The organism is Streptomyces sp. NPDC023481 (assembly GCF_055560195.1).
The window spans coordinates 470,762-487,046 of sequence record NZ_JBVHJE010000003.1; the positions used below are offsets into that span (position 1 = coordinate 470,762).

15 protein-coding genes are annotated in these 16,285 nt (G+C 74.8%); 9 read left to right on the forward strand and 6 right to left on the reverse strand.

Going from position 1 to position 16,285, the window contains the following annotated elements:
• Positions 1-163 precede the first annotated feature (163 nt).
• Both ACZ3ZD_RS09630 and ACZ3ZD_RS09635 read left to right on the forward strand, forming a co-directional pair.
• Positions 164-2,017, forward strand: a complete 1,854-nt coding sequence (locus ACZ3ZD_RS09630; protein ID WP_467395198.1) for a M1 family metallopeptidase — start codon at positions 164-166, stop codon at positions 2,015-2,017.
• Between the two features lie 85 nt (positions 2,018-2,102).
• Positions 2,103-2,942, forward strand: a complete 840-nt coding sequence (locus ACZ3ZD_RS09635) for a lysozyme (protein WP_467395335.1) — start codon at positions 2,103-2,105, stop codon at positions 2,940-2,942.
• A gap of 13 nt (positions 2,943-2,955) precedes the next feature.
• On the opposite strand, the gene ACZ3ZD_RS09640 is transcribed toward ACZ3ZD_RS09635, so the two are convergent.
• Positions 2,956-3,450 carry a MarR family winged helix-turn-helix transcriptional regulator gene (locus ACZ3ZD_RS09640; protein WP_467395199.1) on the reverse strand — a complete coding sequence of 165 codons (495 nt, stop codon included), beginning with the start codon at positions 3,448-3,450 and terminating at the stop codon, positions 2,956-2,958.
• Positions 3,451-3,507: 57 nt separating this feature from the next.
• Between ACZ3ZD_RS09640 and ACZ3ZD_RS09645 the strand changes: the two genes are divergently transcribed.
• Entirely contained in the window at positions 3,508-4,335 is an 828-nt protein-coding gene (locus tag ACZ3ZD_RS09645; RefSeq protein ID WP_467395200.1) for an alpha/beta fold hydrolase, read from the forward strand.
• A gap of 15 nt (positions 4,336-4,350) precedes the next feature.
• Here ACZ3ZD_RS09645 and ACZ3ZD_RS09650 read toward each other — a convergent pair whose 3' ends face one another.
• The 5 genes from ACZ3ZD_RS09650 to ACZ3ZD_RS09670 form a co-directional block, all read right to left on the reverse strand.
• Entirely contained in the window at positions 4,351-5,445 is a 1,095-nt protein-coding gene (locus ACZ3ZD_RS09650; RefSeq protein WP_467395201.1) for an FUSC family protein, read from the reverse strand.
• Between the two features lie 118 nt (positions 5,446-5,563).
• Entirely contained in the window at positions 5,564-6,739 is a 1,176-nt protein-coding gene (locus ACZ3ZD_RS09655) for an AI-2E family transporter (RefSeq protein WP_467395202.1), read from the reverse strand.
• A 141-nt stretch (positions 6,740-6,880) separates the two neighbouring features.
• A complete protein-coding gene (locus tag ACZ3ZD_RS09660; RefSeq protein ID WP_467395203.1) occupies positions 6,881-7,255 on the reverse strand; it encodes an ANTAR domain-containing protein in 375 nt (124 codons plus the stop codon).
• 150 nt (positions 7,256-7,405) lie between these two features.
• Positions 7,406-7,840: a DUF2267 domain-containing protein gene (locus tag ACZ3ZD_RS09665; protein ID WP_467395204.1), complete on the reverse strand. Its 435-nt coding sequence runs from the start codon at positions 7,838-7,840 to the stop codon at positions 7,406-7,408.
• Positions 7,841-7,971: 131 nt separating this feature from the next.
• On the reverse strand, positions 7,972-8,463 hold the full coding sequence (locus ACZ3ZD_RS09670) for a DUF1360 domain-containing protein (RefSeq protein WP_467395205.1): 492 nt from the start codon (positions 8,461-8,463) through the stop codon (positions 7,972-7,974).
• 193 nt (positions 8,464-8,656) lie between these two features.
• On the opposite strand from ACZ3ZD_RS09670, the gene ACZ3ZD_RS09675 reads away from it, so the two are divergent.
• The 6 genes from ACZ3ZD_RS09675 (at position 8,657) to hypF (ending at position 16,283) form a co-directional block, all read left to right on the forward strand.
• Complete coding sequence (locus tag ACZ3ZD_RS09675) at positions 8,657-9,934, forward strand: FAD-dependent oxidoreductase (RefSeq protein WP_467395206.1); 1,278 nt, start codon at positions 8,657-8,659, stop codon at positions 9,932-9,934.
• A gap of 111 nt (positions 9,935-10,045) precedes the next feature.
• Entirely contained in the window at positions 10,046-10,570 is a 525-nt protein-coding gene (locus ACZ3ZD_RS09680; RefSeq protein WP_467395207.1) for a hypothetical protein, read from the forward strand.
• A gap of 218 nt (positions 10,571-10,788) precedes the next feature.
• Positions 10,789-12,498, forward strand: coding sequence for an enoyl-CoA hydratase-related protein (locus tag ACZ3ZD_RS09685; protein ID WP_467395208.1), 1,710 nt, complete (start codon positions 10,789-10,791; stop codon positions 12,496-12,498).
• Complete coding sequence (locus tag ACZ3ZD_RS09690) at positions 12,495-13,058, forward strand: hydrogenase maturation protease (RefSeq protein ID WP_467395209.1); 564 nt, start codon at positions 12,495-12,497, stop codon at positions 13,056-13,058. Before ACZ3ZD_RS09685 ends, ACZ3ZD_RS09690 begins: the two co-directional genes overlap by 4 nt.
• A gap of 76 nt (positions 13,059-13,134) precedes the next feature.
• Positions 13,135-13,869 carry a hydrogenase nickel incorporation protein HypB gene (gene hypB / locus ACZ3ZD_RS09695; protein ID WP_467395210.1) on the forward strand — a complete coding sequence of 245 codons (735 nt, stop codon included), beginning with the start codon at positions 13,135-13,137 and terminating at the stop codon, positions 13,867-13,869.
• A complete protein-coding gene (hypF, locus tag ACZ3ZD_RS09700) occupies positions 13,866-16,283 on the forward strand; it encodes a carbamoyltransferase HypF (protein WP_467395211.1) in 2,418 nt (805 codons plus the stop codon). The genes hypB and hypF overlap by 4 nt, the downstream gene beginning before the upstream one ends.
• The last annotated feature ends 2 nt before the right edge of the window (positions 16,284-16,285 follow it).

Here is a 16,285-nt window from a genome sequence, read left to right on the forward strand (position 1 = left end):
GTCACTCTTTCGGCAGTCGCCGCCCTGCCCCCGTGAGCGCGGCGACGGGCTCCCCGGCACAGCGATCGCGCAAGCCCCGTCCGCGGGCCGCCCCGGCGCACCCCAGCCGGCCAGGCGCCCCACAGAGCAGGCCGGAACCCCGGCCGCCACAAAGGAGTAGCGTGTGAGACCGACCCCCCACAAGGCCCTCGGCACCGGCGCGCTCACCGTCGCCGCGGTGGCCGCCCTCGTGCTCCCCGGCACCCCCGCCGCCGCCGGTCCGGCCACGGCCGCCGCCTGCACCCCGGCGCAGGTGGTCACCAACGGCGGCCTGGAGAGCGGCACTTCACCGTGGACCGCGTCCTCCTCCACCGTGATCACCAACCGCACCGGGCAGAGCGCCCACGGCGGCAGCTCGTACGCCTGGCTGGACGGCACCGGCGGCACCCACACCGACACCCTCGGCCAGAGCGTGACGATCCCGTCCGGATGCGGCGCCGCCACCCTCACCTTCTGGTTGCACATCGACACCGCCGAGACGACCTCGTCGACCGCCTACGACAAGCTCACGGCCAAGCTCGGCGGCACCACGCTGGCCACCTACTCGAACCTGGACAAGAACACCGGGTACGTGAAGAAGTCGATCGACGTGTCCTCGTTCGCCGGCCAGACCGTGGACCTCTCCTTCACCGGAGCCGAGGACTCCAGCCTCCAGACGAGCTTCGTCCTGGACGACATCGCCCTCGACACCTCCGACGGCACCACACCGCCGTCCACCGACCCCACACGGACGCCGGCCGCGCCCTCGTACACCGTCAACCTGAGCAGCGACACCAGCGGCACCGTCTGGACCGGACACGAGAGCGTCACCTTCACCAACGCCTCCGCCACCGCGCTCGGCGAGGTCTACCTGCGGCTGTGGGACAACTACCACGGCAGCTGCGACGCGATGCCGATCAAGGTGAGCAACGTCACCGGCGGCACCGCCGGCGCCCTCTCCGTCGCCTGCACCGCCCTGAGGATCGACCTGCCGACCCCGCTCGCCCAGGGCCAGAGCGCCACCCTCGGCTTCGACCTCGGCATCACCGTGCCCAGCGGCGCCGACCGCTTCGGCCACGACGGCGCGTTCAGCTTCGTCGGCAACGCCCTGCCCCTGCTCGCCGTCCGCGACAGCGCGGGCTGGCACCTGGACCCGTACACCAACAACGGCGAGTCCTTCTACTCCCTGGCCGCCGACTTCAAGGTCACCCTCGACCACCCCGGCAGCCTGCTGGTCCCGGCCACCGGCACCTCCACGGACACCCCCGGCTCCGGCGGCCGTACCGTGACGACGGCCACCGCCTCCAAGGTCCGTGACTTCGCCTGGGCCGCCGGCCCCTTCACCAAGGTTTCCGGCACCTCGGCCGCCGGCGTCGCGGTGAACGTGTACTCCGTCTCGGGGATCAGCTCCTCCAGCGCCCAGTCGATGCTCAGTACCGCCAAGTCCGCCGTCGACGCCCACGCCGCCCGGTTCGGCGCCTACCCCTACGGCGAGCTGGACGCGGTCATCGACAACAACTACTGGTTCGGCGGCATGGAGTACCCCGGGTTCGTCCTGGACCTGGTCAGCACCACCGCGCTCACCCACGAGATCGGCCACCAGTGGTGGTACGGCATCGTCGGCGACGACGAGTACACCAGCCCCTGGCTGGACGAGGCGTTCACCGACTACGCCACCGACCTCGCCCAGGGCAAGACCGGGACCGGCTGCTGGAACAGCGTCTCCTGGGCGTCCAGCACCGAGAAGATCACCAACTCGATGGCCTACTGGGACGCGCACTCCTCCCGGTACTCCACCGTCGTCTACGGCTACGGCAAGTGCGCCCTGCACGACCTGCGGCGCGTCCTCGGGGACACCGCCATGGCCAAGCTGCTGAAGGACTACGCGAGCGCGCACTGGTACGGCGTGTCCACCACGGCCGAGTTCAAGGCGGCCGCCCAGGCCGCCACGAGCACGGACCTGACCTCCTTCTGGACGCAGCACCGCATCGACGGCTGAGGGACACCCGGATGGGTCAGGGACCGGCCGCGGAGGCCTTCGTTGGGCGGTACCCGGCGTGCGGGACGAACCGGGGCCGGGTCAGATGGAGTGCGTGCGAAGCCCCGTGTCCCCCTTCCGCGGCCGGTCCTCCCTGTGCCTCACCGGCACCCTGACCGGCCTCCTGCTGTTCCTGTCGAGCCCCCAGGCCGTGCCCGTGCCGGCCGGGGGGCCACCCGAGCGCGGCAGCGCCTACATGGGCATGGGCGTCCTCGCCCATGACGGCGGCTCCGGCGAACCGCCCCCGCCCGACCGCGCCACCCAGACCGAGGGTGTGGACGTCTCCAGCTACCAGGGCAACGTCGCCTGGCAGACGCTGTGGAACGACGGCACCCGGTGGGCCTACACCAAGGCCACCGAGGGAACGTCCTACACCAACCCCTACTTCACCCAGCAGTACACCGGCTCGTACGGCACCGGCATGATCCGCGGCGCCTACCACTTCGCCACCCCGGACACCTCCGGCGGCGCCGCCCAGGCCGACTGGTTCGTGCAGCACGGCGGCGGCTGGTCCAAGGACGCCAAGACCCTCCCCGGCGCCCTGGACATCGAGTGGAACCCCTACGGCGCCGCCTGCTACGGCAAGTCCCACAGCGGCATGGTCGCCTGGATCCGCGACTTCCTGAACCGCTACAAGTCCCGCACCGGCCGGGACGCGGTCATCTACACCGCCACCAGCTGGTGGACCCAGTGCACCGGCAACTACGGCGGCTTCGGTGCCACCAACCCGCTGTGGGTCGCGCGCTACGCCTCCACCGTGGGCACGCTGCCGGCGGGCTGGACGACGTACACGATGTGGCAGTACACCTCCAGCGGCAGGACGGTCGGCGACCACGACCGCTTCAACGGCTCCCAGGACAGGCTGCGGGAGTTCGCCACCGGGTGAGCGCCGGGCGCGCTCAGTCCACGTCCACGTCGGCGAAGAGCGTGTGCATCGCGCCGAGCACCCGCAGACAGGCGTCGACGTCCGCCATGGTCAGGTCGCCGCCCACCCGGCGCAGCAGCTCGTGCTCGCGGGCCCGTACGGCCCCGATCACCGCCCGGCCCGGCTCGGTGAGGCGGATGAGCGAGGACCGGCGGTGCGCGGGGTTCGGCACGCTCTCCACCAGGCCCTGCCGGGCCGCGTCGTTCACCATGCGCTGCACGAACTGCCGGCTGAGCGCCTGCGCCCGGCCCATCTGCGGCACCGTCAGGGGCCCCCGCGCGCGCAGCAGGTCCAGCACCGCGCGGACGCCGACGGACAGGCCCTCGATCGGCGCCGCCTCCTCCACCTTGCGCTGCACCCGCCGGTAGAGCGGCCCGACCAGGTCGAAGACCTCGGTGAGGCGTTCGCCCAGCTCGTCGCGTGAGGGGTCGGCGGAGGCGGGGAGGGGGGCCGTGCGGTCGTCACTCATGGGACCAGGATGACACCTTGGTTGCCAATATCACCAAAGAATGACACCTTGGTTGTCATGACTGTCGATCTGGCATCCCTGCCCGTCCGCACCCTCCAGACCGCCGACGGCCGCCTCGCCTACCGCGAGGCCGGCTCCGGACAGCCCCTCGTCCTGCTGCACGGCGGCTTCACCGACCACCGCATGTGGGAGGAGCAGATACCGGTCCTCGCGGCGAGCCACCGGGTCATCGCCTGGGACGCCCGGGGCCACGGCGCCTCCGACAACGCCACCCGCCCCTTCCGGCAGGTCGACGACCTCGCCGCACTGCTCCGGGGCCTCGACGCCGCTCCCGCCGTCCTCGTCGGCCTGTGCATGGGCGGGGGCATCGCGGTCGACTGTGCGCTGGAGTACCCCGAGCTGGTCCGCGCGGTCGTCGTCAGCGGGGTCGGCACCAGTGAACCCGTCTTCGAGGACCCCTGGGCCCTGGAGGTGGTTGCCGGGCAGCAGCGGGCCCTGGCCGCCGCCGACCTGGACGCCTGGGCCGACGCGTTCGTGCGCTGGGCGGTCGGCCCGCACCGGGAGCCGTCCGACGTCGACCCCGACATCATCCGCCGGGTGCGCGAGATGGGGCTGGCCACCCTGCGCAACCACACGCCCGACGAGCCGGACCACCACGTCCCCGTCACCGGCACCTGGGAGCGCGTGCCCGGCATCCGGGTGCCGCTGCTCGCCCTCAACGGCGCCCTGGACGCCCCCGACCCGCTCGCCATGGCCGCCCGCCTCGTGGACCTCGTGCCAGGCGCCCGCACAGCCACCGTTCCGGACGCCGGGCACTACCCGAACATGGAGAACCCGGCCCGTTTCACCGCCGAACTGACCGCGTTCCTCGCCCGGTTGCCGTGAACCCGGGCCCGGTGCTCAGGCGCCCGAGGCGGCCAGCTGGTCGGCCAGCCGGTGGGCCTGGGTGAGCAGCGCGCCGTAGGTGGCGACCTCGTCGGGGTCGTCGGTCGTGGAGCGGACGAGGTCCCGGCGCAGCTCCGTGAGCGTGTCCCGCAGCTCGGCCACGGCCTCGCGCAGCTCGTCCTCGCACTCGTCGCCGAACCGGCTGTGGCTGTACAGCCGCAGGGCGCGGGCGGTCTGGCACAGGAACTCCGCGTACCGGCGGGTGGCCTCCGGCTGCGGCCGGGGCGCCCGGCCGTCCCCGGCGGCGGCCTCCATCACCGTGCGGGTGACCCCCGCGGTGTGCACGGCCGCGTAGTCGAGGACCACGATGGCGTCGTCGTACCCCTTGTCCTGCGACGGCGCGGCGCCGGACCGGCGGCGGCGCAGGTTGACGCGCATGCTCTCCCGGCTCCACGCGACGGAGGAGCGGGCCTGCTCCACCAGCCCGTGCAGCCGCAGCGCGCGCTCGTGCCAGCCGCCGGCCTCCTCGGCGTCCCAGCGTTCCGCCGCCAGCCCGTCCGCGACGTCCCGCAGGATGTCGTGGGCCTCCTCGGTCGCGTCGCGCAGCACGGCACGGGTGTCGCGCAGATACAGCGGCGGCCGGATCAGCGCGTTCACGGCGATCCCGACCACCGCCCCGAACAGTGCCTCGGCGAGCCGGGCCCCGGAGGTGGCGATGCTGACGGGCCCGCCCGTGAGGACGAACAGGGCGCCGGTGGCCGCGTAGATGCCCTCACTGCCCAGGCGTCGCCACTGGCCCAGCAGCATCGCGAGCGGCAGGACCACCGCCATCGCGGTCACCGTGCTGTGCAGCAGCAGCCCGACCGCGGTGGCCGCGACCGTGCCGGCCGCGATCGCCCCGAGCTGTTGCAGGCCCCGCGCGATCGACCGGTACACGGTCGACTCCACCAGGACCACGGCCACCCAGGGCGCGACGAACGCCACCGGCGCCCGCAGCCACCAGCCGGCCACCGCCCAGGCCACCCACGCGGCCAGCGCCGCCTTCGCCGCCTGCACGGCCAGGTCCCGCTCCCGGCCCGGTCCGGCCCAGGCCCGGCGTGCCGCGTCCATTCCGGACGACAGTTCACGCCCTACGTTCTGCCAGGTCAGTCGTATTCCACGCACGGCGGTTCGGGTGCCACCTCAGGCCGCGTCCATGCGCACCGGATGCCTCACGCGGCGCAGGACCTCAGGGAGGTACCGCCCGCAGCGCGCTCAGCACCGCCCAGACGACCGACACCAGCGGGACCGCGACGACGGCGCCGATCACGCCCGCGACGATGCTGCCCGCGATGACCGACACGGCCACGACCAGCGGATGCAGCCGTACCGCCCAGCTCATCACGAGCGGATGCAGCACATGCCCCTCCAGCTGGCCGATCACGACGATCAGCACCAGCACGCCCACCGCCGTCAGCGGGCCGCGCCCGGCCAGCGCGACGATGGTGGCCACCCCGAGCGCGACCGGGGAGCCCACCAGCGGCACGAACGCGGCGAAGAACTCCAGCAGCGTCAGCGGGAGCGCGAGCGGCACCCGCAGCACCAGCAGGCCCACGCCCACGAGGACGGCGTTGGCGGCGGCGACGATGATGATGCCGCGCGTGTATCCCGCGAAGGTCCGCCAGGCCGCCCGGCCCGCCCGGTCCCACACCGGCCGGGCAGAGCTCGGCAGCAGCTGCTCCCGGGCCCAGCCCCACAGACGCTCGCCGGAGTGCAGGAAGAACACCGAGGCGAACAGCGCCAGCGCCGCGCCCGTGACCAGCTCCACCACCCGGCCCAGCTCGTTGACCGCGCTGGTGAGCAGGGACGCCCGGTGCGCGGAGACATAGTGGGTCACCTGGCCCTGCAGTGCGGAGAGCGCGCCGGGCCCGAGCCGGAACGGCGGCCGTTGCAGCCACTCCTCGATCCGGTGGACACCGCCGCGGAACTCGCCGGCCAGCCGGTCCGACTCCCCGGCCACCGAGCCGGCCACCAGCGCGAGCAGCCCCAGCAGCAGCACCAGGCTCCCCACCAGCGACACCGCCACGCTCAGCGGCCTCGGCAGGAACCGGGCGAGCAGATCGGTCAGCGGGTGCAGGACGGAGGTCACCACCAGCGCGAGGAACAGCGCGACGGCGATGAGCTGGAAGCTGCCGAGGACGAAGAACACGCCGTAGACGACGGCGCCGACGAGGAGCAGCCGCCAGGCGTAAGCGGCGGCGACGCGCAGCCACGGCACCGTCCGTTCGGCCGGCCGCACCGGCGGCTCCGTCCGGGGCACGGTGCCGGGCAGCCGCACCGAGTACGCCGGACGGCTGCCCAGCACCGTGCCCCGGACCCGGCGCGAACCGTTCGGGCCGGCCGGCCGCCGGCGCGCATCGCCCACCGCTCCCACCTCCACTCCGCCCCGCGGCGCCCGGCTGACGGCCGGTCACCTCCACAGCACCGTAAGCACACGGCGGGAAAGCGGCGCGCGGAGAGCACCCGCGTGGCAGAACGGCCGCCGGAGCGGCGCGGGTGGGAGGGCCTACGCCGGCAGGCCGTCACCGAGCGGCTGGGCGTCCTCGGCACACCGGCGGTAGCGGATGATCGCCTTCCGCAGTTCGAGCCGCTCGGGCTCGGGGAGCGTGCCGCCCTGCGCGTACTCCAGGATGTGCCCGGCGATCGTCCGCAGCTTGATGTTCGTGCGCTGGGAGACGTCCCGCAGCGCCCGCCAGGCCTCCTCCGGGGCTATCCGCCCGAGGACGACGACGGCACCGATCGCCTGGTCGATCACGGCGTGGGAGGTCACGGCGCGCTGCAGTTGCCGGTTCTCCTCCTGCAGCCGGTGGTACTCCGACTCCAGGTCGGTGGCGGAGAGCAGGACCAGCGGCTGGTGCCGGGAGAGGGCGAAGAAGGCCATGGAGCACCTTTTCGGGGTGGGGGGCGTCATTGCTACGCCTGCCCCCAGTGGGCACGTGCACACGAATTGAACCAGCAATCACGGATTCCGGTCACGCCGCGCCGCCCGCTGGTGCGCCGCCTCTCGTCCCGGGGTGCCCGTCTCCTCCTGTCAGCCGTAACCCCAGGTCCCCTGGGTCGCGCGGGCCACCGGCAGCAGCTCGCGGATGTCCGCGGGCAGCGCGTGGGCCACCCGATCGGTCAGTTCCGGGGCGAGCGCGGCGTCCAGGACCTCCAGCACGGCGGCGGCCTCCCGCAGCGCCGTGTCCTCGTCGGTGCCGGCCCGTACGGCGACGCGCCCGGTGAACGCGGTCAGCCCGAACCGCTCGCCCGCCCTGCCGGAGTCGTGCGCGGCGGACGCGTCGGCCGCCTCCCGCATGGCGGCCGCCAGGTCCGGCGGCAGCTGGGCGGCCACGTGCCGGGCCAGCCCGGACGGCAGCCGTTCCGACAGCGTGCTCACGACCGCGTGCGCGGCCCGTTCGGCGGTGCGCCGGTCGGGCAGCTGGGCCAGCGCCTGCACCTTCCCGATCATCTCGTCGTGCCGCATGAGACCGGTCCCTTCCGCCCGAAGTGCCGAGCCGACGGTGGTACGCCCGTTCCCGTTCCGGATGCGGGGCGATGGCCGAGTACCCCGCACACCCGCACCCGGCTCCCCGGAGCCGCCCCGGTCCTCGACCGTCAGTCCTCGACCGTCTGCTGGGTCCACGTCCAGGCGTACTGGAGCCAGTCCGACACGGTCAGCGCGCCCAGGCCGCCGCAGACCAGCCGGGTGAGCCGGGGCGCGGCCGCGTAGGAGCACACCAGGGCGCCGGTGGCCCAGGCCGCGGTGCAGAACGGGCAGGACAGCAGGTCGCCGGTGGCCCGGCGCAGCCCGCTGCCCCGGCCCTCCTCGATGACCTCGTTGCCCTGTCCCTCGCCCGTGCGGCGGGTGAAAGGCGCCCGGAGGAAGCTGGTGACCTTGTCCTTGGCCAGCAGCCGCGACGCCTTGTACGCCGCCGTGCCGAGCAGGGCCACGTCCCAGGGCGGCACCTGCTGCGGCAGCTGCACCCCCCGGCGCCGGGCCACCAGTGCGAAGGTGCCGACGCCCGCCGCGAACACGGAGGCGAGGGCGGCGTACCCGCCCAGCGGGACTTCGCCCTGGTCGGCGTTGCGTGCGGCGTCCGCGGTCATGAGACCTCCTCGTTCTCCCGGCTGCCCGTGCGGCCCTTCCCGGGCGCGACGAGTTCCCGCCGAAGCGACTGCGACACGTGACCAACCCGGGTGGGCGGGGGTATAGTATTCATCGAGTGATGAATTAATGGCTGCCTGGCCGACCGGCCGACCGGCTGGTCGAACCGCTGCTCCGACGAAGGGCAGGACCGCAATGGAGAAGACCACATGCTGTGTCGTGGGGGGCGGCCCGGCGGGCATGGTGCTCGCCCTGCTGCTGGCGCGGGCCGGGATCACGGTGACCGTCCTGGAGAAGCACGCCGACTTCCTGCGTGACTTCCGCGGCGACACCGTCCACCCGTCGACCCTCGCCCTGCTGGACGACCTGGGGCTGGCCGAGGCCTTCGCCCGGCTGCCGCAGCGCCGGGTGCGCACCGTCCAGCTGCCCGTGGGCCCCGGCCGCTCACCGGTCACCGTCGGCGACCTCTCGGTCCTGCCCGGCCCCCACAACTACGTGGCCATGGTGCCCCAGTGGGACCTGCTGGACCTGCTCGCCGACGAGGCCCGGCGCGAGCCGTCCTTCGAGTTGCGCATGAACACGGAGGCGACTTCCTTCCTCACCGAGTCCGGCCGGGTGACCGGGGTGCGCTACCGCACCTCCGACGGCCGCACCGGCGAACTGCGCGCCACCCTCACCGTGGCCTGCGACGGCCGCGGCTCGCTGGCCCGCTCCCTGCCCGAACTGGGCCTTCACCGCTTCACCTGCCCGATGGACGCATGGTGGTTCCGCCTGCCGCGCCACGACGGCGACCCCAGCGGACTGGTCGGCGGCGCCGGCGAGGGCTTCCTCACCGCGATGATCGACCGGGGTGACTACTGGCAGTGCGCCGTACTCATCCCCAAGGGCACCGACGCCGAGCGCCGCGCCGCAGGCCTCGACCGCTTCCGGACCGCCTGCGCCGACGCCGTCCCCTGGATCGCCGACCGGACCGACGCCCTGCGTTCCTGGGACGACGTCAAGCTGCTCGACGTCCACCTGGACCGGCTGCGCCGCTGGCACCGCCCCGGCCTGCTGTGCATCGGCGACGCCGCGCACGCCATGTCCCCGGTCTTCGGCATCGGGATCAACCTCGCCGTGCAGGACGCCGTGGCCACCGCCCGCCACCTGACCGAGCCGCTGCGCCGCGGGACCGTCCGCCTGGCCGACGTACGCGCGGTACAGCGCCGCCGCCGGCCCACCACCGTCGCCACCCAGGCACTCCAGCGGGCCGCCCACGCCCGTGTCATCGCCCCCGTCCTGAGCGGCCTGCCGCCCCTGGGTGACGCCGACCGGGCCCGGCGCCTCGCCGGCCTGCTCACCGGCTCCCCGCTGCTGCGCCGCCTGCCCGCGTACTTCATCGCCTACGGCGCCCTGCGCGAACGCCCGCCCGAGGCGGCGGTCCGCCGGGGGACCGGGACACGGGACGCGGGCACCGCCCGAGGGGACGGCTGACGTGCGTCAGGTCACGTATGACCTGGTTCGCATCACCCTCCCGGCCGTCCCCGGGGCCGGGCTATCGTGGCGACGAGCCCCTCACCCCCTCGCCCCTCGGACGGCCCGGCTGTGCTCACTGACCTGTCCCCCCTGATCACCGCCACGGCACGCTGGCTGACGTCGGCCTACCCGCCGTGCGGCGGCGCGCTGGCCTCCGCGCTGTGCGAGGTACAGGCCCGGCAGGCGGTGACGGTCGCCGCCTGGCTGCGGTACCCCACCGAGATCGACGCCGGCCTGGTCACCATGGCGGGCCCCGGCGGCGCGGCCCGCCTGGACTGGATCGCCGGCGCCGAGCCGGCCGACGGCCACCCGGCCGAGGACTGGGCCTGGCGCACCTGGGTGGACGAGGTCGTGGCCAGCTGGGCCGCCACGCTGCTCACCGACGCCGAGCTGGCCGGGCTGGCCGTCGACGCCCTGGCCGAGGGCGAGCACACGGCCGGGCCGGCCGAGTTCCGCCGCCTGCTCACCCCGGACGACGGCGACCACCGCGCCGCCGCCCTGCTCCGCCATCCCGACCTGCTGGCCCCCGTGGCCCACCTCCACCACGACCAGCTCCTCGACCGCCTCGCCCCGGGACGCTCCCTGGCGGCCTGAGCCCCCGCCCCGCACCGGTGGCCGTACGCCCCCGGACGGGACGCCGGTGGCCGGCCCGCGCTGCCGCGGCCCTGCCGGCAGCGCACCGGGACGACCGGGACCAGGCGTACGAGGATCCGCGCCGTGCGATCCGGATGGAGGAAGGAACCCGACCCCGGGCGGCGAAACGCCGCGGCGGTCCTTCACGGCACCCCGCCCAGCGACGACCATGCCGTGTCATGGACATTCTGCTCGTCGCCAGCGCGTTCAACAGCCTCTCCCAGCGCCTGTACGCCGAACTCTCGGACCACAGGCACCAGGTGGACGTCGTACTCGCCACGCACGGCCCCGACCCCGTCCGGGCCGCCGTACGCGAGCTGCGGCCCGACCTGATCGTCGCGCCGATGCTCCGGACGGCCCTGCCCGAGGACGTCTGGCGGGAGCACACCTGCCTGATCGTGCACCCGGGCCCGCCCGGCGACCGCGGCCCGTCCTCGCTGGACTGGGCCATCGAGGGCCGGGCGGCGCGATGGGGCGTCACCGTCCTGCAGGCCGAGGCCGGCATGGACGCGGGCCCGGTCTGGGCGGCCGAGCCGTTCCCCGTACCGCCCGTCGGCAAGAGCGACCTCTACCGCAACGAGGCCTCCGACGCCGCCGTCACCGCCGTCCTGACCGCCGTACGGCGCTACGCCTCCGGCGACCACAAGCCGCTCCCGCAGACCGACGAGTCGGTCACCGTCGTCTGGCGCGACTTCCACCGCCAGGAGCGGCGCCGGATCGACTGGGAGCGGGACGACACCGAGACGGTCCTGCGCAAGCTGCGCGGCGCCGACTCCCAGCCGGGCGTCCTCGACGAACTCCTCGGCCACGAGGTGTTCCTGCACGGCGGCCACCCCGAGGACGAGTTGCGCGGCCGTCCCGGCACCCTGCTGGCCCGACGCGCGGGCGCCGTCTGCCGGGCCACCCGCGACGGCGCCGTCTGGATCCCGGAACTGCGCCCCCGCAAGAACTCCGGCGACCCGGCGGCCTTCCGCCGCCCGGCAGCCTCGGTCCTCGCCGCGTACGAGCCGGACCTCGTCCTCCCCGACGCCCCCGTCCCGCCGGACCTCCCGCCCGGCCGGCGCACCTGGAGCGACATCCGCTACCGGCAGCGCGGCGACGTCGGCTTCCTCGGCTTCTCCTTCCCGGGCGGTGCGATGAGCACCGACCAGTGCCGCAGACTCCTCGCCGCCTACACCGACGCCCTCACCCGCCCCACCCGCGTCCTCGTCCTCGGCGGCACCCGCGACTTCTTCTCCAACGGCATCCACCTCAACGTCATCGAGGCGGCCCCCGACCCCGCCGAGGAGTCCTGGACCAACCTCAACGCCATCGACGACCTCGTGGAGGCCGTGCTGCGCACCACCGACCGGCTGGTGGTGGCCGCCCTCGCCGGCAACGCGGCGGCCGGCGGCGCGATGCTGGCCCTCGCCGCCGACCAGGTGTGGTGCCGCACCGGCGTCGTCCTCAACCCGCACTACCGGCGCATGGGCCTGTACGGCTCCGAGTTCTGGACGTACACCCTGCCGCGCCGCGTCGGCCCCGAGCAGGCCGAGCGGCTCACCACCGAGGCACTGCCGGTCAGCGCCGCCACCGCCGAACGGCTCGGCCTCGTGGACCGGCTCGTGCCGGCCGCACCCGGCGAGTTCGCGGCGCAGGTGGAACGGCTGGCGACCACGCTCGCCGCCGCCCCGGACCTGGACCGGCGGCTCACCGCCAAGGCGGCCGCCCGCGCCGCCGACGAACAGCTGCGGCCCCTCGCCCGCTACCGGGAGGACGAACTGGCCCGCATGCACGCCGTCTTCTTCAACCCCGAGGCCCCCTACCACGCGCTGCGCGCGGCCTTCGTCCGCAAGACCCCGGGCGGCTCACCCCGCCCCCTCGCCGCGCCCGCCGGACACCTCCGGTGACGCCCCGGCTCCTGGTGGCCGGCGTCGGCAACATCTTCCTCGCCGACGACGCCTTCGGCCCCGAGGTGATCCGCGCCCTGGAACCCCGCCCCCTGCCGCCCGGCGTACGGGTGCGCGACTACGGCATCCGCGGCCTGGACCTCGCCTACGACCTGCTGTCCGGGTACGCCACCGCCGTCCTGGTCGACGCGGCCCCGCGCGGCCACCGTCCCGGCACCCTCTCCCTGATCGAGGCCGAACCCCCCGACGGCACCGTCCCGCCCGAGGCCCACGGCATGGACCCGGCGAAGGTGCTGGCCCTGGCCACACACCTGGGCGACGAGCCCCTGCCCCGCGTGCTCGTCCTGGCCTGCGAACCCGGCGTGCTGCCGAGCGACGACGACCTCCTGCCCGGACTCAGCACCCCGGTGCGGGAAGCCGTCGGCCGGGCCGTGGACGCGCTGCACTCGCTCGTCCCCGCGCTGCTCGCCGATCCCGCCGGGCCGCTGCCCCCGTTGGGCCGCCCGATGGAATCCGGGACCGCGCACTCGGCTGCGCTGCCCGGTACGGCGCCCCGCTGAGCCGAAGATCGGTGCAGCCCCGGGCCGCGCCGGATGCGGCCCGGGCCCCCGTCACCGCACCCGAGGAGCAGCGCCCATGTGCCGGTCCGACCTCAGACACGCCGTCCTGGCCAAGAACGACGGGCTGGCCGCGGGCCTGCGCGACGACCTCGCCCGGCAGGGTGTGACCATGGTCAACCTGCTGTCCAGCCCGGGCAGCGGCAAGACGGAGCTCCTCGCCCGGGTGCTGGCCCGGGCGGGGGAGCGGGGTGTGCCGGTGGCCGCGCTCACCGCCGACCTGGCCACCGAGAACGACGCCGTCCGGCTGGCCCGGTCCGGCGCGCCCGTCCGGCAGCTGCTCACCGACGGGCTGTGCCACCTGGAGGCCGGTCAGGTCCGCTCGGCCCTGGGGGACTGGCTGCCGGCGGACACCTCCGTGCTCTTCGTGGAGAACGTCGGCAACCTGGTCTGCCCGGCCTCCTACGACCTCGGCGAGACCCTGCGGATCGTGCTGATGGCGGTCACCGAGGGCGAGGACAAGCCGCTGAAGTACCCCACCGCGTTCGGCTCCGCCCACCTCGTCGTCATCACCAAGACCGACCTGGCCGGACCGGCCGGCTTCGACGAGAGCCTGTTCCACGAGAACGTGCACCAGGTCAACCCGGGCGTGCAGATCGTACGGTCGTGCGCCCGCACCGGCACCGGCGTCGGCACCCTCCTCGACCACGCCCTCGCCGCCCGCGACAAGGCCCCGGCGCACCGACCGCCGCTCGCCCCGCACCCGCACTCCCACGACCACCACCTCCACCCGGCGTCCGCCCCCGTCTCGTGACCGCGCCCGCCAGCGGCTCGGTCCGCCGCCGGATCACCGTGCGCGGCACGGTGCAGGGCGTCGGCTTCCGGCCCTACGTGCACCGCCTGGCCGCCGGCCTCGCCCTGGCCGGGTTCGTGAGCAACACCGCCGACGGTGTGCTCATCGAGGTCGAGGGCCCTCCGGACGAAGTGGACCGGTTCGCCGGCCGGCTGACCGAGCAACCGCCCCCGCTCGCGACCGTGACCGGCGTCGGCTGCGAGGACGTCCCCGCCACCGGCGCCACCGGCCCCTTCACCATCCGCCCCACCGACCGGGCCCCGGGCCGCACCCAGCTCCCGCCCGACACCGCGACCTGCGCCGACTGCCTGCGCGAACTCGCCGACCCGGACGACCGCCGGCACCGCCACCCCTTCGTCACCTGCACCCACTGCGGCCCCCGGTTCACCATCGCCACCGGCATGCCGTACGACCGGCCGGCCACCACCATGGCCGGCTTCCCGATGTGCCCGGCCTGCGGCCGCGAGTACGGCGACCCCGCCGACCGCCGCTTCCACGCCCAGCCCGTCGCCTGCCCCGACTGCGGCCCCCGCCTCGCCCTCGTCCCGGCCCCGGGCCTCGGCGTCCGCGCGGCCCGGGACACGGAGGCCCTCGCCACCGCGCGGTCGCTGCTCGCCGCGGGCCGGATCGTCGCCGTGAAGGGCGTCGGCGGTTACCACCTGGCCTGCGACGCCACCGACGCCCGGGCCGTCGCCACCCTGCGCGCCCGCAAGGAGCGGGGCGGCAAGGCCTTCGCGGTGATGTGCGCCGACCTCGGCACGGCCGAGCGGATCGCGGTATTCTCCGCCGCCGAACGGGCCGCGCTCACCAGCGCCCGCCGCCCCATCGTGCTGCTGCGCAGACGCACCCCCGGCCACGGGCCCCGCCTGGCCGACGACGTCTGCCCGGGCAGCCCGCACGTCGGCCTGCTGCTGCCCTACACCCCCGTGCACACCCTGCTGTTCGGGCTGCCCGGCGATCCGCCAGGACCCCGGCTGCTGGTCATGACCAGCGGCAACCGCTCCGGTGAGCCCATCGTCACCGACGACGCCGAGGCACTGACCCGGCTGGCCGGCATCGCCGACGCCTGGCTCACCCACGACCGGCCCATCGCCTGCCCCTGCGACGACTCCCTCCTGCGGGTCCGCGCCGACGGCACCGAACAGGTCCTGCGCCGCTCCCGCGGCTACGTCCCCCGCCCCCTGCGCCTGCCGCTGCCGGTCCGGCCGACCCTCGCCGTCGGCGGCGACCTGAAGAACGCCCTCTGCCTGGGCGAGTCGGACCAGGCCTGGTTCGGGCCGCACATCGGCGACATGGCCGACCTCGCCACGCTGCAGGCCGCCGAGCGGGCCGAACGGCACCTCGCCCGCCTCACCGGCGTCTCCCCCCGGCGGGTGGCCGCCGACCGGCACCCCGGCTACCACTCGACCCGCCGGGCCCGCGGCCGCGCCACCCAACTCGGGCTGCGCGCACCGGTGTCGGTCCAGCACCACCATGCCCACATCGCCGCCGCGATGGCCGAACACGGCCTCGACGGCGGCGAGCCCGTGATCGGCGTCGCCTTCGACGGCACCGGGTACGGCGACGACGGCACGGTGTGGGGTGGCGAGATCCTGCTCGCCGACTACACCGGCTACCGGCGCCTCGCCCGGCTGGCCCCCGCGCCGCTGCCCGGCGGCGACGCCGGCGTGGCCAACCCCTGCCGCCTGGCCCTGGCCCGGCTGTGGGCGGCCGGACTGCCCTGGACGCCGGGCCTGCCGAGCGTCGAGGCGTGCACGGAACCCGAACGCGCTGTCCTCAAGCGGCAGTTGACACGGCAGCTGGCCTGTGTGCCGACCTCCAGCATGGGCCGGCTCTTCGACGCCGTGTCCTCCCTGGTGGGGCTCTGCCACCGGGCCGGCTACGAGGCGCAGGCGGCGCTGGAACTGGAGGCGGCGGCGCTGGCGGCGGGGGACGCGGACACCGGGGCCTACCCGTTCGCGATCACCGCCGTGCGACTGCCCGACGGGGGCCGGGGCACGCACCAGGACCACCCGCTACCCGGTGGGGGCCGGTCCGACGCGTGGGAGATGAACCCCGCGCCCACCCTCCGCGCCCTGCTCGACGACCAGGCCCGCCGCACCCCCGTACCCGTCCTCGCCGCCCGCTTCCACCGGGGCCTCGCGCGGACGGTCGCGGACCTCTGCTGCCGGGCCCGCGCGGCGACCGGCCGCACCACCGTCGCCCTCACCGGCGGTGTCTTCGCCAACGCCCTGCTGGAGGAGGAGGCCGCCGCGCTGCTCACCACGGCCGGCTTCACGGTCCTCAGGCACGGTGAAGTCCCCCCGAACGACGGCGGTCTGGCCCTCGGCCAGCTGATGGTCGCGGGAACAGCAGCCAACCACGAGACGGAGTGACC

What these genes read in the sequence shown, in the direction of transcription:
- ACZ3ZD_RS09635 (WP_467395335.1), top strand. Translation starts at nt 2,103, where the DNA reads ATGGAGTGCGTGCGAAGCCCCGTGTCCCCCTTCCGCGGCCGGTCCTCC.
- ACZ3ZD_RS09640 (WP_467395199.1), bottom strand. Translation starts at nt 3,450, where the DNA reads ATGAGTGACGACCGCACGGCCCCCCTCCCCGCCTCCGCCGACCCCTCA.
- ACZ3ZD_RS09645 (WP_467395200.1), top strand. Translation starts at nt 3,508, where the DNA reads ATGACTGTCGATCTGGCATCCCTGCCCGTCCGCACCCTCCAGACCGCC.
- ACZ3ZD_RS09650 (WP_467395201.1), bottom strand. Translation starts at nt 5,445, where the DNA reads ATGGACGCGGCACGCCGGGCCTGGGCCGGACCGGGCCGGGAGCGGGAC.
- ACZ3ZD_RS09660 (WP_467395203.1), bottom strand. Translation starts at nt 7,255, where the DNA reads ATGGCCTTCTTCGCCCTCTCCCGGCACCAGCCGCTGGTCCTGCTCTCC.
- ACZ3ZD_RS09665 (WP_467395204.1), bottom strand. Translation starts at nt 7,840, where the DNA reads ATGCGGCACGACGAGATGATCGGGAAGGTGCAGGCGCTGGCCCAGCTG.
- ACZ3ZD_RS09670 (WP_467395205.1), bottom strand. Translation starts at nt 8,463, where the DNA reads ATGACCGCGGACGCCGCACGCAACGCCGACCAGGGCGAAGTCCCGCTG.
- ACZ3ZD_RS09675 (WP_467395206.1), top strand. Translation starts at nt 8,657, where the DNA reads ATGGAGAAGACCACATGCTGTGTCGTGGGGGGCGGCCCGGCGGGCATG.
- ACZ3ZD_RS09685 (WP_467395208.1), top strand. Translation starts at nt 10,789, where the DNA reads ATGGACATTCTGCTCGTCGCCAGCGCGTTCAACAGCCTCTCCCAGCGC.
- hypB (WP_467395210.1), top strand. Translation starts at nt 13,135, where the DNA reads ATGTGCCGGTCCGACCTCAGACACGCCGTCCTGGCCAAGAACGACGGG.